Origin of the sequence: Prochlorococcus marinus str. MIT 0912, assembly GCF_027359595.1 — a bacterium.
In the GTDB taxonomy this organism is placed as follows: domain Bacteria; phylum Cyanobacteriota; class Cyanobacteriia; order PCC-6307; family Cyanobiaceae; genus Prochlorococcus_B; species Prochlorococcus_B marinus_C.
This window is the reverse complement of sequence record NZ_CP114783.1, coordinates 1193269-1210159: the sequence shown is the minus strand read 5'-3', so window position 1 is coordinate 1210159 and position 16891 is coordinate 1193269. Positions and strand designations below refer to the sequence as shown.

Annotated in this window: 5 protein-coding genes; 1 reads left to right on the top strand and 4 read right to left on the bottom strand. The window is 39.6% G+C overall.

The annotated features are described in order from the left end of the window. Window positions 1-43 precede the first annotated feature (43 nt). Entirely contained in the window at window positions 44-11734 is an 11691-nt protein-coding gene (locus tag O5640_RS07150) for a DUF4214 domain-containing protein (RefSeq protein ID WP_269611695.1), read from the top strand. Window positions 11735-11858: 124 nt separating this feature from the next. On the opposite strand, the gene O5640_RS07145 is transcribed toward O5640_RS07150, so the two are convergent. The 4 genes from O5640_RS07145 to O5640_RS07130 form a co-directional block, all read right to left on the bottom strand. After that, the gene (locus O5640_RS07145; RefSeq protein ID WP_269611694.1) at window positions 11859-12911 is read right to left on the bottom strand and encodes an HlyD family secretion protein; all 1053 of its coding nucleotides are present in this window, start codon (window positions 12909-12911) and stop codon (window positions 11859-11861) included. Further along, entirely contained in the window at window positions 12908-15856 is a 2949-nt protein-coding gene (locus O5640_RS07140) for an ABC transporter transmembrane domain-containing protein (RefSeq protein WP_269611692.1), read from the bottom strand. The genes O5640_RS07145 and O5640_RS07140 overlap by 4 nt, the downstream gene beginning before the upstream one ends. A 28-nt stretch (window positions 15857-15884) precedes the next feature. Then, the gene (locus O5640_RS07135) at window positions 15885-16559 is read right to left on the bottom strand and encodes a peptidylprolyl isomerase (protein ID WP_269611691.1); all 675 of its coding nucleotides are present in this window, start codon (window positions 16557-16559) and stop codon (window positions 15885-15887) included. A gap of 81 nt (window positions 16560-16640) precedes the next feature. After that, a complete protein-coding gene (locus O5640_RS07130) occupies window positions 16641-16826 on the bottom strand; it encodes a DUF6447 family protein (protein ID WP_269611690.1) in 186 nt (61 codons plus the stop codon). Between the last annotated feature and the right edge of the window lie 65 nt (window positions 16827-16891).

The window sequence follows — 16891 nt, the reverse complement described above, 5'->3', positions numbered from 1 at the left end:
TCCGAGTATGGCGATTTTCTCCACTTTATAAGAACTTTCAAGAATGACTGCAACTGCAACTCAGCTTCAGCAGCTATACATTGCATATTTCGGCAGAGCAGCCGATCCAGAGGGTCTTGACTACTGGGTTAGTGCAGGTACGACCCTGAAACAATTCGCCGCCCATATGGATGGCCAGAACGAATGGATTTCCGTTAAATCTGGTAAAACAACTTCACAGCAGATAGATCAGCTATATCAAAATTTATTTAATAGAAACGCAGATACAGATGGTAAAACTTATTGGACAGCACAAATAGATGCAGGCAATATAAAACTCGCAGAACTTGGAGAATACTTAAGGTCTTCAGCCTTAAACGGTGCGGACAGTGATGATAAAACCATTCTTTTAGCTAAAACAACTGCTGCTGAAGCGATAACTGCTCAAATTCGTCTATCTGTAAGTGCAACAAAAGAATATAAAGCTGATTCTTCGACTCCATATATTGCTGGTTCAGATTTAACAGCAGCTAAGACATTCTTAGGTAATGTTGGAGCATCTGGTGCTACTACAGCTGAAATAAATGCTCATGTAGCAGATATCGGTTCATACGTTGATTCCATCACCGTTGATTCAACATCTGTTAATGAAGGGGCTAGCGTCACTTTCAGTATTGAGTGTTCTTCCAACGTTGTATCTTCTGGTGAGTTAATTCCCTATGTAATCAGTGGAGTTAGTGTTGATGATTTAGCTACAGGTACTCTCTCAGGTAATTTCACAGTTGGAGCTGACGGCAAAGCTAACGTAACCATTACGTTGAAGTCTGATTCACTTACTGAGGGTTCTGAGACTCTTACGTTGACCGCAGCAGGCAAGTCTAAAGCCGTAACTGTAGCTGATACATCCACAACTCCTGAAGTAGTAACCTCGATCTCAGTTGATTCAACATCTGTTAATGAAGGCGGTAGTGTTACTTTCAGTATTGAGTGCGGATCTTCCGTATCTTCTGGTGATTTAGTTCCTTACACAATTTCTGGAATAAGCGTTGATGATTTAACTTCTGGATCTCTTTCAGGTAACTTCACAGTTGGCGCAGATAGCAAAGCTAACGTAACCATTACGTTGAAGTCAGATTCACTTACTGAGGGTTCTGAGACTCTTACGTTGACCGCAGCAGGCAAGTCTAAAGCCGTAACTGTAGCTGATACATCCACAACTGCTGCTACTCAAACAAGTTTTACTGTTACTGCCTCTGAAATTGCTACAAATAATGCAAAGGATGGAGCTAATGCAGTTACTGTTACCACTCCAAGTACAGGATCTAGCACTGTTGTTCTAAACACAGATGGCATCACCTCAGATGGAGGATTTGTTGTCTCTGGAAACTCAAGTACAACTCTTACTGCTGGTACTGCGGCTGACACAATTACATTAGATTCTGATGGTAATTCAACTGTTACTTCAGGCGCAGGTAATGACTCTGTAACTATTGTTGGTTCTGGTAATAATACTGTTACAGCGGGAGCAGGCGACGATACTGTCACCGCGTCAGGCGCTGGTAATCAAACAATTGATCTTGGAGCAGGTGGCGATACTGTTACGACCGGAGCTGGTGATGACACAATTACTATCGGTTCTGGAGATTTCAGCACTGCTGATCTAATTACAGCTGGACTTGGTACTGACAAAGTTATCATCAGTGGCACAGGAAATACGATTACTACTGCTGATCAATTGGCTGGTGTCGAGACTCTTGAATTGGCTGGAACAGGAGTCACGATTGATGCTTCAGTATTGACTACTTTAATTGCAGATAAGCTGGCCACAATAACCGGATCATCCTCTTCTAGTGATGTAATCATTGATGGAACAGCAGGTGCTGCAGAAATTGATTTAACAGGCCTTACACTTACAACACTTAAATCTTTAACGGCTACTTCAGGTACTGGTGGAGATGGCAAGATAACTATCAAATTGTCAGCAACCCAAATAGGACAAGTTGGTTCTTTTGGCGCTACTACTGGTGACTCCCTACAGATCAATACAACTGTTGCAGGTCTTGATGCATTATCAGGCAAAACTGGTTTCACAATTAGTGTTACTGACACAATTACAAATCTATTAGCTACCAGTACATCGCTATCTGGAGTAGCTGTTGCTCTTGGTAACGTCACTGTTGCACAGGCAAAGTCAGTCAATGCTCTTACTACTGGGTCGTTAACATATACTTTGTCTGATTCGGCAGCTAACTTAGCTCTTGCTCCTCAATCAGTTTTTGGAAACAACTGCTCCGCTTTAATTGTCGAAGGTAATGCAACCAGTGCACAAGCTGTAGCAATTGACACTCAAATCGATACAGCTAACTCTAGTAGGACTACTAATTTAAATGCTAATACTGTCACTCTAAATGTTGTTGATGCAGCCACCTTGCTTGCAGATAACAATGCTGGTTTAGTATTCGCTGATAGCGTTAGTATTACTGGTGGAGCAGCTACGAATCTTGCAACAGCAAAGCTTATATATACAGGAAATGCTAATGCTACTTACTCCGTTACTGATACAGCAACAAACTTACATACCGGAAGAGCCGAAGCTACTCTTGACCAGGCTACTGCAGTCACACTAAGCACTTCAGTAACTGCTGAACAAGCAACTGCAATTAATGCTGCCATTACTGGAACTCTGACTAGTGGTTACACAGTTACCGGTATCATTGATTCTTCTAACGCCAATGGATTAAATGCTACTGCCAATACAGCTGTTGTAACAGCGGCAACTGGCGGAGTCACAGTTTCTAGTACAAATATCTCTGTAGCTGACTCATTAGTTGCTAATGCTTTAACTGGTGGAACAAAAAGTTATGTTTTAGACGATACTCTTACAAATCTTTTAGCTGCTCCTTCTACAACAGTCAGTGCAACTTCTACGGTTTCCATAACTGGTTCAAACAGTTTAACTGTGACTCAGATGAATGATCTGATCACAAAGTTTGGTGCTACGAAAGTCGTTGATAGCAATATTACTGTTACTGGTACGTCAACTCAATTGGCTTCTATGTCAGCCGGTTCAGTCGCTGATGCAACAACAATTACATGGACTTCTGATTCTTCTGACACAGTAACCGTAGCTGAGTTGAACGCACTCAAAACTCTTTGTGGAACTATTAGTAATTTCAGTGCTATCCCTGTATCTGACACCGTTGCTAATCTTGTAACCGCTGCTAGCAATACAACTTCTACTGCAAATCTTGTTGCTGCTGGAACTATCACAGCTACTGGAAATGCAACTGTTGCTCAAATCTCTACAATCAATACCGCTCTTAGCAGTGTTGAATTAGAAGCTACTTTTGCGATTTCAGATTCAGCAACCAATGTAAAAGCTGCTACATCGGGTGCAGATTTAAATGCTGTTCAGGATGCGGCAAGTATTGCGATCACTGGTAATTTAACCGTTGCTGAATTAGATACAATATTCACCGCAGCTTCTTCTGGATCAGCTCTTGTTAGAGGAACAACTCTTACTTACAACATTTCTGATACTGCTGCCAATATTTTCTCTAATAGTGGGGTAATGCCTGCTTCTGGAGCTACTAATACTCAACAAAAGGCAACTGCAATCACTGTTAGTGACGGTGTTTCTGTAGCTCAGGTGGTTTCTCTTAATTCAGTCAGAGGAAATTACACAGGTGCAACATTTACTATTGAAGACACAGTCAGCAATATTGATGGTGCAGCAACAACAGTTACAGCAGCAGCAGCATCTGTTGTCGCAGAGGATTCATTAACTAATTTAAATTCAGCAACAACTGCGCAAAAAGCAAAAATAAGTTCTTACAAGATCACTGGAACTGTGGATCCAGCTAATACAGGAACTGACGTTACACAGGTCAATACACTAGCTGCTGCAAAAACCACTGTTTATAACTTGGTTTCCAGTACATATGCTGAGTTGACCTCGTCTACAACAGGTGTATCCACTTTTGTTAATGCTGCTGCTGCTCTAACTATTTCTGATGATGTAACAGTTGCTAAGTACAACACTGTTAATGGTTCTGCTTCAGGAACAGTTACAGCTGCCTCATTAAAAGATTCTGTTGCCAATCTTGCTGGAACAGATGCTTCGACTGCTATTACGAATGCAAGTGCTGTTGCACTGACTAGTGGTGCTTCAACTGCAGCAACTAAAGCTCAGTTAGCAACTTTAGCTGCCGCTGGATCAGGACTGAATACTGTTGTTGCTTCATTAGATGTTACTGATACTGCTTCAAATATTGCTGCATGCCTAGGATCTGTACTTACTCGGGTCGATTCAGTTACGATCAGCGACGACACCACATCAATAACAGTAGATGTTGCCCAAGCTCTTGCGATATTTGATAGCGCCGATGATGGTTCTGCTAATACCAACAGTAATCCAGATGGATCATTAAGAGCGACTTATACAATTTCTGACACTGCAGCGAACATTGTTGCCCAAATTGATTCTGATTCAGATGTTATTAAGAATGCATCTGCCGTAACAGTCACATCATCTGCAACCAATGCAGAAGCAGCGAAATTGCTGACTGTTAAGTCTATGGCTGGTGCTATTTCTTATAACGTCTCAGATACCTCAGCTAATATTTTCTCTGGTGGGTCAATAGCAACTGATGCCAACATTAATGGTGCAACGAATGTCACAGTTACAGATGCTCTTAGCGTTGCTGAAGCGACTGACTTGGTAGCTGCAACTAATTCTGGAACCAATACTTATACAATTTCAGATACTTCAGCTAACTTGGCGGCTGCATCAGCTGCATCAGCCAATGGAGCTACTTCAATTGCAGCTTCAGATAATGCAACTGGAGCTCAGGCTTCAGCGATCGCTGCATTTACTTCAACATCCACCTATAACATTTCAGACACCTCTGCAAATCTTGGACTGGATGCCACGACAACAGCAGGTTTAAACGGCGCTGGAACTATTGCTGCAACGGGTTCTGCAGTAACAGCAGCTATCGCGACCAAACTTTTAAGTGCTACAAACTCTGGAGCAACAACTATTGCTGCTGTTACTGACACTTCTACAGCAGTCAAAGCGTTGTCAATTCCTACTGGTGATGCAATTACAACGTTGACAGCTTCTGGTACAACTACTATTGCTGATGCCGTCACTATCAATGCTATAGGCGCTGGCACGACAGCGTTCTCCACTGTCTCAGGTTCAGGCGCTGACATTATTTCCAACATCACTGTTTCAGCCAAGGCAACTAATGTCACAGTGACAGGGACTGTAACGGCAGCTCAAGGTAAAACAATCAATGATGCTGATGATGGTGATGGTGGTACTAGCTATGCCTATTCCATCAGTGATACTTACGAGAATCTCATGCTTGATGCCGCTCAAGATGGGACTTTTGATTATGCCGCTGCAATAGTAGATTCAACGACTACAACAGTTACTGATGATTTAAATCTTGCTCAATTTGCTCAAATAAAGGCACTTGATAGCTCAGGTGCTTTTGTTTACAACATTGTTGATAATGACGCCAATATTGTTACCCATTTAGATGCTAATCAAACAAGATTAACTGGTGCAGCAAGTGTTAAAGGTGAGGATGGAACTGCTCTAACGATCACAACTATTACCCTTTCAGGAACTGCTACAACAGCTATTGAAGGCACTAAGGCTTCTATTGCTGCGCTTTCTGATGTTCTTAATTCATCTAACTCTTCTTCAAATGTCAGATACACAGTTTCTGTTTCTGATTTGACTTCAGACTCTGATTTCTATGCAACTCTTGCATCCAATCAGCAATTCCGAGTCACAGATACGGCTGCAAATCTTGCTGGTGGTAATGCACTAATACCATCTGCTGTGAAGTTGACAGCAACTGATAACGCTACAGCAGCACAAGTCACAACGATTGATGCAATCTCTGCTGCTGATTATGTTCTCTCTGTTTCTGATACAGCGACTAATGTTGTCGCTCTTGGAAGTACTCTGAATGGTCTAGTTAATGTAGCGACAACTGATGGAGCTACTTTTGCTCAAACAGCAACTATTGCTGATTCAACCAACAGTGGAACAACAACATTCACAATCTCAGATACAGCTTCAAATGCAACTAGCTTTGTAAGTACATTTAGTACAGCTGAGATAGCTGATGTTAATGCTGCTTCATCTATAACCGTTACAGGTTCTGTTGCTCATGACGTTGCTACTAAATTACTTGCCCGGACCCCTGCAGTTACCCTAGGCACAGTTACAGGTACTTCGGCACAATTAGCGGCTGTGACAGTTGGTTCTGGCGATACAGTTGCCACCATGACTGCTTCAGATGCAGCAACTGCTGCTGAAGCAACAACAATGCTTGCATCTGCTACTTCAGTCACTGCCTATTCATTGACAGATACAGCTGCAGCTATCGTTGCTGCCTCAACTGCGGTTAGAAATGGTTCTAATTTAATTACTGCATCAGGCAACACAACTCTTGCTCAATCAAGGATCCTTGATGCTGCTACTGGAGCAACAGATACGAATACGGTGTTTACTTTGGCTGATAGTGCTGCCAATATTTTAAGTGCGACTGCTACAGAACTAGCCAGAGGAAACGGATCTAATAACACCGTCACTGCTACTGATGCTTCTGTGTCTGCTGCTACAGCTACTTCTTTAAGAGATTTAGATACAGCCCAAACCACATTTATAGTTGCAGGAGCAGGTGGAACTGGAAACTTTACTCTTTCTGATACTTCAGCGAACTTAACTGCTAGTGCGAATGCAAATGCTCTTGCAGCATCTAGCAATGTCACAATCACAGACGCAGTTAGTATTACCACTGCTAATTCCGTAATTGATGGTTCTAAAGCTGCTTCGACTGTCGCTTATGAATTAACTGGTACTTTCGCAAGCCTATTGACATCATCATCTGGCATTAAAGACGGTGGAACTCAAGGTGGCAGAACATTAACCGTAAGCAAAATTACTGTTACTGATGCTGTAACTCTTGCACAAGCTAATGCAGTTGATGGTTGGGGTTTGAATGGATCCGCAACTGATGCAACTCTTGTTTATAACATCACTGATACAGTAGCCAATCTTATTGCTGGAACCTCTTCTGCTGAAGTCGCGGCTCGTAATTCAGCAACTAGCCTTACTGTTACTGGAACACAAACAGTTGCACAAGCTGCACTTATCTCTGAATACGCAAATCTTTCAGGGACATACTCCATCACTGATTCAGCAGCAAATATCTACTCAGCTCTAAATACACAATTTGGTTCAGCAGGTGCCTCAGATAGAGCCCTTTTAACTGGTGCAGCTTCTATCAGCTTGACAACAGGTGCTTTTGCGACTGTTCAGCAAGCATTGGGTGATCAAAATACAACTACAGACGCGAGTGAGACCAGAGGTCTATCTACTGTCTCCAATCTTTCTTATTCTATTAAGGATACAGCCGCTAACTTAATCACCGGTTTAGCCAGAACTGATAAGGCAAATCTGACTTCTGCTACCACCGTTGAGTTATCGAACACAACTCAAATTTCTCTAGCTAATTACACAACATTAACTACCGAATTTGGTACGAAGTTCAAGGGTCATGATGCTGATGCCGATTCTTCTACTGATGGTCTTTACTACATAAAGGACTCAGTAGATAACCTTCTTAACGGATCAAGTTCTGTTGTTAATGGTGCATCTGGAAACCTATGTATATCAGATACTTTCGCAAACTTATCAACCAATGGTGGTGTTGCAAATATCAAACTTGCATTTAGTAAAACTAACGTTGATATAGTCGTAACTGATGCAATCACAATTGCACAACATGTAACTTTAGATGCATTAAATGGTTCTGGAACCATTACTTACGACATCACAGATGCAAAAGCTAATGTTTTTGCATCTAGCGGATCTTCAGCTAGTTATGCAACAGGTGCTGCATCAGTTGTTAATAACGCTACAAATGTGAGTCTCAGTGATGCAATTATTCAGTCTCAGGCTGCAACGATTAATACTGGCCGCAGCGGTTTAAGCACAGTCACCTTTGATTTAACTGATTCCAACACGAACTTATTTGGTGGTGATAATTCCCTTGATAACTCTGCTGTTGTCGCAGCAGCAGCGAATGTATCTATTACCGGTACAACTAATGCAACGCAAGCAACCGCAGTAAATACTGCAAGAGGAGATTTAAACGAAGTTACTTTCGCAGTCTTGAGTGATACAGCGGCCAATTTGGGTACCAATGGTGCAGTTGTTAATGCAGCTTTAGGCCAGGCAACTGCAGTTAGCACAACAGCTGCTGGATCAACAGCTGCTCAGTTGAATTACATGGATGCGAATGCTGCAACAGGAGTAGAAGTTGATGCAACAGCTGCTACTGGCGTGGATGGAGTTATTGCTGATGTTCTTACAGCCACTGCAGATACTAGTGGTGTAATTAACGTTGACACTGATTACACATCTACTGTCACCGGTGATCAAGCTTCAACACTATCTAGCTTGAACACATTGATGGGTAGAACCACAGGTAATATCACTGCAACAATTGGTAGTGGTACAGCAGCTGCAATTGATACAGCACTCTCGAATGGTAGTGCTACTGATGTATTGGACATTACAACTGGAAGTACAACAACTACAGCCGCTGTTATTAATTCACTTGATGGCAAGACCTCTGCAGATGTAGACGTCTCTGCTATCACTGCAATCACAGGTACGGTTGCAAATGGAGCAACCATGGTTGGTAATGATGGCAGTGGTTCTGGACTAACCCTTGCTGCTAATTACACCTTTGGAGCTACTGCTGCTGCAACCACAACTACTCATGTAGCAAATATCGATTCGATTGCGGATAACACATCTGGTGTTGTTACAGCAACGATTACTGGTTCTAGCTCTTTAACAGCTGCTCAAATTAATTCCAACCTAGGAACCATTGGTGGAAGTGATGCTTTAACAGTCACTCTGCACGCAGCTACAGCAGCAGCGACTGACTTGACTGGAATTGATGGAAAAACTTCTGTCACAGTTGATGCGCAAGCAGTAACCGGTATTACTTCTTCAACTCTGGCTAATACTCTTACTGCTACAGCTGATAGCACCATTAACGTTGATGGAGATTTCACAGCTGCTGTTAGTGATGCTGATGCTTGGACTGATGGTACCGCTGCAACTGCAGGCCTCAACTTGCTTTTAAGTAGGACCACTGGGGCAGTTACTGCAACAGTGACTGGAGATACAGTTGCAAACATTATGAATGGCACAACTGGTCTGAAAGACATGGCATCTACAGACAGTGTTGCCATCACTATTACTGATACAGCTGATGCAGCAGCAGATTTGAACGCCCTAGATGCAAAAACCGGTGGAACAGTTACTGCAACCACTATTACTAATATTACTTCTTCTACAATTGAATCAATTGAGGATGCTCATACTAGTTCTGGCTTGTCATTAGACACAGACTGGACCGCGACGTTTAGTAATACTGGCGCATTGTCCAACGCAGTATTGGATGATTTGGGAACAGTCAGAGGAGCTACCACTGGAGCCATTACAGGATCATTAACTGGTGTGGCTGCCAATCTTGTTTCTAGACTTGGTGATTCCGATGAAGATACTTTAACGATCACCCTAAGCGATACATCAGTTGCATCTGCAGATGTTAATACCCTCGATGCTGAAACCAGTGTCGCAATTGTTGCTACTGGAGTTGCAACTTTCACTGGAACTGAAGATGCCTTCTCAACCCTTCTAGCAGCTCACGGAAGTGGCGGAATAAGCATTGACACTGATTACAACGTGACCGTCAATTCAGGTACCCCTGACTTGGCTGATATCAATACCATCATGGGAGATACAAGTGGTACTGTTACGGCTACTTTGGCATCGACTACTGTTGCAGCATTGACTACTGCTCTTTCAAATCACTCTAGTGGTGGTGACGCGTTAACTGTCACGGTTTCTGATACATCTGATGCAGCTGCAGACATCAAGACATTGAACGATAGGATTGGTGGTTCAATTATTGCAACTAGCATTACCAATATTACTGCTAGTACCATTGCCGCCACAGTAGACGTCACAACTGGTGGTATATCTGGTTCTAACTCAAACGCTGGTACTGCTGTTGTTTGGGATGGTGATTGGACTGCAAGTCTTACCGATACTGGTGCACTCAGTAACGGTGATCTTGATAGTCTTGATGACATTCGTTCAAGAACGACCGGAGCAATCACAATTGGTAACGGCTCAGCAATCACCGGTACTTTAAGCAACATCAATACAAGGCTGTCTTCTTCTGGAGCAGATGCTATGACGTTTACACTTGGTGATTCTGTATCTGACTTATCAGCCGATCTTGTAGCTCTAGATGCAAAAACTAGTGTAATTATCGATGCCTCAGCTATTGATGGTTTCTCAGGAACAGCAGCTAATGGTGCGACTCTGGCTGATCAAGACACAAGCACGGTGACACTTAAAGCTGATTACACCTACGGATTAAGTGCAGCAGTAACCGATGCGACTGGTATCAATAATCTTGATAAAATCTCAGCTAACACTACTGGAACAGTTACTGGTGCAATCAGTGGTTTGACTGCCGCTGCTATCAATAGTGACCTTGCTGCAAATGGAGGGGCTGATGCTCTTACTATTACGGTTTCAGCTGGTACGGCTGCTGCAACTGATCTAACAGGCTTAGATGCTAAAACAAGCGTTGCGGTCGCAGCTGGCGCTATTACTACCGTTACAGGTACTACACTTGAGGCTGCTGCTGTAGTTGCAGGTTCCATAACAATGGATGGAGGTGTTACTTATACCCTGTCCGACAATGCAAGTGCTTATGATGCAACAGCTGGAGCCCTAGTTACTTTGAATGGAGCAACTACAACTGCAATTAATGCCTCTGCTGTTGCGACTATTACTGGTACTGCAACTAACTGGGATGCTCTGCTCTCAGACAAAGCAGCTGGCGAAGTAACTCTTAAAGCTGATTTTGCAGGAAAAATTACTAGTGCTTCAACAGTTGCCAATTTGGAAGCTGTAGATGCTGTCACTACTGGAGCGGTTTATGCTACTGCTTTGACTGATAATTTCAGTGCTATACAAGGTGCAGATGCAGCCTTAATCAAGCTCTCAGTAGATGGTACTGGTTCAACTGTTACTGTGAATGGTACTGGTGCAGCAAATACTATTGATTTATCAACTGTGACTGGTGCAGCAGGTAAAGGTTTCACAATCGTAGCTGGAGATGGGGACGACAACATCACTGGTGCAAGTGGTGGAACATCATCTGATATCTTCAGATTCGAAGCTACAGCTTCAGGAAATGGTTCAGATACAATCACTAGCTTCTCTCACGCTGCTCCTGGAAGTGGTGGAGACAAGTTAGACATCTCTGCTGGTATTGAAGAACTTCTTGATAATACTGCTGGTGCAAATACTTCTATCTTGAAACAGGCTATCAACGCTGCCGCTACTTCTAGAGAGATTATTGCCCTAAGTGATACCAATGTTGGTAACGCAACTGCTCTAAAAGCTGCTATGGACCTTACCACTCATTGGGACGAAACCAATCTTGGTCAAAAGTTAGTTCTCTGGGAAATCGCTGCTGACACTTCAATTGGTGTTGCATATGTATCTAATACTGATACGGCTAATGATGCCAGTGTTTCTGTTACGCAAATTGCGACACTAACAAATATCGCAGATACTAGTGCTCTACTCGCTGACATTACTCTTGCTAACAACTTCGTTCTTTCTTAATTAATTTAGTTCAATTGAGACTATATAAAAGGCTGCTTATTTGATAAGCAGCCTTTTTAATGTTTTGTCTTAGAAATTGAAATTTTATCTTGATCCAGTCTTACTTATTTTTTATTTTGATGGCTCAAAGTTGTTTCAGTGATTTTGCTTTATCGTTAAAGGTACCTAATAACAATTGCAAATAAGATACTTTTCTAAGTTTAATATTTGCTGTGAGACTCATTCCTGGTTGCAAAGGTAGTTTGAGTCGTTTTCCAGTTTTCATTTCTAAAAATTGAGTGTCTAATGTAATGTCTGCTGGGAATCGATATCCCAAACCTTGAGCTGGTATTGGTGGTAATGCATCAGAGCCTATCCGTTTTACTACTCCACTTATTACACCGAAGTCAGTGGCTGGAAATGAATCAATACTAATATCTGCTTTTTTATTGACACTGACAAACCCTATTGATCTACTTGGTATTTCAACTCTGGCTTGTAGAAAATCAGTCGGTACAATCTTCAGTACTGGTTCACTTGTACGAGCTACAAAGCCAGGACCTTTTGGTTTTAAATCAAAAACCATTCCATCTGAGGGTGATATGAGTTCTTGATATTTGATTATGACGTTACTTTCTTTGATCTGACTTTTGAGTTCTGCGATTTTATTTTCTTGTTGAAGGTATTGTAATTCTGATACCGCACCTTCTCTTACGAGTATTTTTAGCCTAGAGAGAATATCGTTGTTGATTTTGAGACTTTCTTCTAATGCTTGTCTTTTCGCTATTGAAATTTCAGTGTCTAATTGAATTAATTTCTGCCCTTTCACTACTTTCTCTCCTTCTTTGACCAAAACTTTCTTGGTGATTCCTTCTAAAGGCATTTGAATTTCAATGACTCCTTTTATTGGCTCTAATTTTCCTGTCGCAACAATAATTTCTTCTGTCTTACCGAGTGATAGCCAGAGCACTCCAAATGCTGTACCTCCCATCAATGACCAACTTATTGCCCTAGCCCAATATTTGGGTTGATTTAAAACCACCTCTTCTTGCCTTGTAATTACTCCTTTCTCTAACGAATCTTGTAAATATTCAATCCATTTTTTTGGGGTAATATTTATATTTTTTTCTATAAAATCTTTGGCCGTAATTGATAATTCATTCAGCTTTTTTTTGATAGGTAATTTTTTTAATTTCATTCGCTCGACTCCTGCTGTCTAAATAAGGCATAGTATCTACCTTTATTTTCCATTAATTCTTGATGAGTTCCTTTTTCATCAAGAACTCCTTTGTGTAATAAAACGATCATATCCGCATTTCTGATTGTATTTAATCTGTGGGTGATAAAAAAGCATGTTGTACCTTTCGATGCACGTTTAATATTTTCACAAACTTTTCGCTCAGTATCATAATCGAGTGCACTCGTTGCTTCGTCCATAATTAGTAATTTTGGCTTGCTTAAAATTGTTCTGGCAATGGCAATTCTTTGTCTTTGCCCTCCTGATAAACCAGCTCCTCTCTCCCCAACATTAGAACTATAGCCCATAGGTAATTCCATGATGAATTCATGTGCGCCTGCTATTTTGGCGGCTTCAACTATTTCTTCGCTTGAAACATTTGGGTTGGTTAATGCAATATTGTCACTAATTGTTCCTGAAAATAAAAGTGGATCTTGTGGAACAATTCCTATTTGTCTTCTTAAAGAATAAAGTTCAACTTTAGAAATATCTAAATCATCTATTAATATTTTTCCTTTTTGTGGTTGATATAACCTTGGTAAAAGTTTCATTAACGTACTTTTGCCACTGCCACTTTGTCCTGCAATTCCTATGAATTTGCCAGGTGAAATTTCTAAATTAATTGTATTTAGAACTTGATCGTTTTGATTAAATCCAAAGCAAATATCATGAAAGCGAACATGACCCTTAATACTTGAAAGAGGAATGTTGGATTTATCGGCTTCACTTGATTCTTCTTGAGTATCTACTATATCTGCGAGCCTTTCAAACGAGACTCTAAGTTCTTGTATATTTTGCCAGATACTGCTCAATCTAAGAATTGGTTGGGTTACGTATCCAGATATTATTCTGAAGGCTATTAACTGACCCAAAGTTAGTTGTCCATTGAGAACCAAGGTGGCACCAACCCATAAAACTAATAGCTGAGAAAGTTGTTGAAGTACGTTACTGGTCTCGTTTAAAGCTGTTCCAGTAATTGTTTTCTCGAAAGTTCTTGCTATATATTTATTGTATAAATCTTGCCATTTCCAACGACTAACTGTTTCAACATTTTGGGCTTTGACAGTTTGTATACCTGTCAGAACTTCTATTAAATGACTTTGTGTTTTTGCATTTTCTTGAGCAACATCACGTATTTGTCTTCTGATCAGGGGTGTTCCAATGAGAGTTAAAAGTATTTGTAATGGAACAACTCCTAGGGCGATTAATGTTAATAACCAGCTGTAAATTACCATAACCAAAATATAAATCAACGAAAAGCATGCATCTAAAAGTGTTGTCAGTGCTTGACCAGTTAGGAAATTCCTAATTTTTTCTAATTCTGAAATTCTGCTTGCTAGTTCCCCTACAGGTCTTTTGTCGTAATATTTTAATGGTAAACGTAATAAATGATCTATAACCTCTGCACCTAATCTTGTATCAATTCTATTAGTTGTTTCGGTAAATAAAAATGTTCTCAAACTTCCAAGTATCCCTCCTAAAATAGTCACAATAACTAGTGCAAAACCTAGTATTTGTAATGTATCTAGACTTCTTTGGCTAATAACCTTGTCGATAATAACTTGGATTAAAAGAGGGTTTGCTAATCCAAACAGTTGTACGACAAAAGAAGCTAGTAGAACTTGAATTAAAACATTTTTGTGTTTTTTAAGTGCGGGCCAAAACCAGTCAATCCCAAATTTTTTTTCTGGAGTCATGTATGTTTTTTCTACCAGTAAAACTTCAAGAAAATCTGGTAGCTTTGATTCAAATTCAGTTGATGAAATTTTCAACAATCCTTCTTTTGGAGAAGCAATTGTTAGAAATTTGGCATTGCTATTAATTACTAGGGCAAAAGATTCTTTCCAAGTAATAATTGAAGGTGTTTGCAATCTATTTGCAAATTGTCTTGGAATTTTTGCTCCTGTTGCATGGAGCCCAAGGATTGCAGCAATGGAACCACATATTTGTAAGGTAGGCTGTTCTCCACCCCTAATAGTATCTCTTAGAACTTTTTCAACTGCATCCTTTCTGAAAGGCAAATCCATTTCTCTTGCGAGCATTTCTAGGCATGCTTGCGTTTCTTTTAGGCTTCCTTCTGCAGTAATGATCTCAAAATTTTCTTCTTGATAAATTTGCCCAATATCTGTCCCACTTACTTCAGGCAAAAGAGGGGCATTTTCGAGATTATTGTTCTTTAAAGAAGAAATTTCTTTGGTTTCGATTCCTGCAGTATTTTGTGGAGTTGAGATAAAAGCTTTAAAAAGATTTTTAGGGATTTCAATAAATCTTGCGGGTAATGGACCTTTTGTTTTTATTTTACTATTATCTTCGATAATATCTCCAACGTTATTGTCAATAACATTATTACTTGATACTATGGTAGTTAAGTCTTTATTTAAAATCAGATCATTATTATTTTCGACTATTTTAATCTTACTATTGTTAATTAATTGTTGAAATGCAGCTTTTAAATTTATATCATTTCTAGTTGATTTTGTGATTAAATTTTCAGCTAGCAATTGTATTTCTCCCGGCTGTGCATTGCTATTACACCATTTATAAAATGAAGGCTCACTTAGATACAAATCCAGTATTAACTCATCTTCAAGTGCAAGACATTGTAATTCAGAAGATGCTGTAATTTCTTCACAAGCTTTTACGTTAAGAAAAGATCCAAGACCAGTAAATAATCCTTGACCCAATTTGGTAACGGTCTCAGTTTTTGAATCTTTTTTAGACAATAGTCTTGCTTCTCCCGTAATAATTAAATTGATTGAATTAGGTATAATAAAATTTTGTGAAATTATTTGGCCTAAATTATATTTTATGAATCTACTTTTCTTTTTTATTTTTTCTAAACCTTGTGTTGATAAATTTTGAAATGCTTTAATATCTTTAAGATTTAATTCGAAATTATTTTCCATATTTAATCAACTTATTTTTTCTTTTTACTCAATTAATACTTATCATACCATGGAGTATAGTCTTAGATTCTTTTTCTAGTTCTTTTTCGAAAATATCTGTTGCCATTTCAATTGACATTTGTTCATCAAATTTTGAATGTTGATAGGCTTCCACTCTCACAATAATTTGCCAATTATCTATTGATATTGGCTCATTGACATGTCCGATTTTGCTTGTTCTTAGCACTTCGACTAATAAAGGATGTGCTTGAGTTAATTTGACTGGACCTACAATACCTCTAGTAATTCTCTCACTTCCTTCGGAAAATTTCTGAGCTGTTGTTCCGAAATCAGCCTCTCCTTCTGAAATCCTTAGGAATAACTCTTTAGCTTTAAAAGGATCTTTAATTCTTATTAAGCTATAAACAACTGAGTCTAAATCATTTTTCTTCTTTAAAAAATGAGACTCAGCTTGATGTCCGTATTCTTGTTTAGCATAATTTTTAATTCTTATATCATACGTTATGGTATTAATAAACTCATCTCTATTTATTTGTTTATTATCAAGTAATTTTTTGAATTCTTCTTCACCGCTTATCTTTTTCTCTTCAAAAAATCGAGCTAATATTTCTTTTACTTCGTTTTCTTCTAATTTGTAATTTTCGAGTTTCTCTCTAAGCAGCTCTTTCTTTATAAGTGGCAATAGCAAATTATTACTATTCAACAATTTAATCGTAGATTGATTTAGACATTCTAGTGACTTCATTAATTAAGGTTAGTAACTTAGGTAAAGATTTGATTTATATCAATTTTGTAGTTCGTCTTTTAATAATTGACCAAATTGACTTTCAGCAACCTTGTAAATTCTGATTTGATCTTGAAGCTTATTAACTTCTGTTTGGATGAATTGTATATTTCCAAGGTATGCTTTTGCTTTTTCTGATAAGTTTTCTGAGCTATACTCAGTATCATCGATTTTTATTGGAGACATAATTAAAAAATATTGAATGGATATTACATTAATTATGCTGACTCCGGTGAGGTTACCCGACCATA

What these genes read in the sequence shown, in the direction of transcription:
- O5640_RS07130 (WP_269611690.1), bottom strand. Translation starts at nt 16,826, where the DNA reads ATGTCTCCAATAAAAATCGATGATACTGAGTATAGCTCAGAAAACTTA.
- O5640_RS07140 (WP_269611692.1), bottom strand. Translation starts at nt 15,856, where the DNA reads ATGGAAAATAATTTCGAATTAAATCTTAAAGATATTAAAGCATTTCAA.
- O5640_RS07150 (WP_269611695.1), top strand. Translation starts at nt 44, where the DNA reads ATGACTGCAACTGCAACTCAGCTTCAGCAGCTATACATTGCATATTTC.
- O5640_RS07145 (WP_269611694.1), bottom strand. Translation starts at nt 12,911, where the DNA reads ATGAAATTAAAAAAATTACCTATCAAAAAAAAGCTGAATGAATTATCA.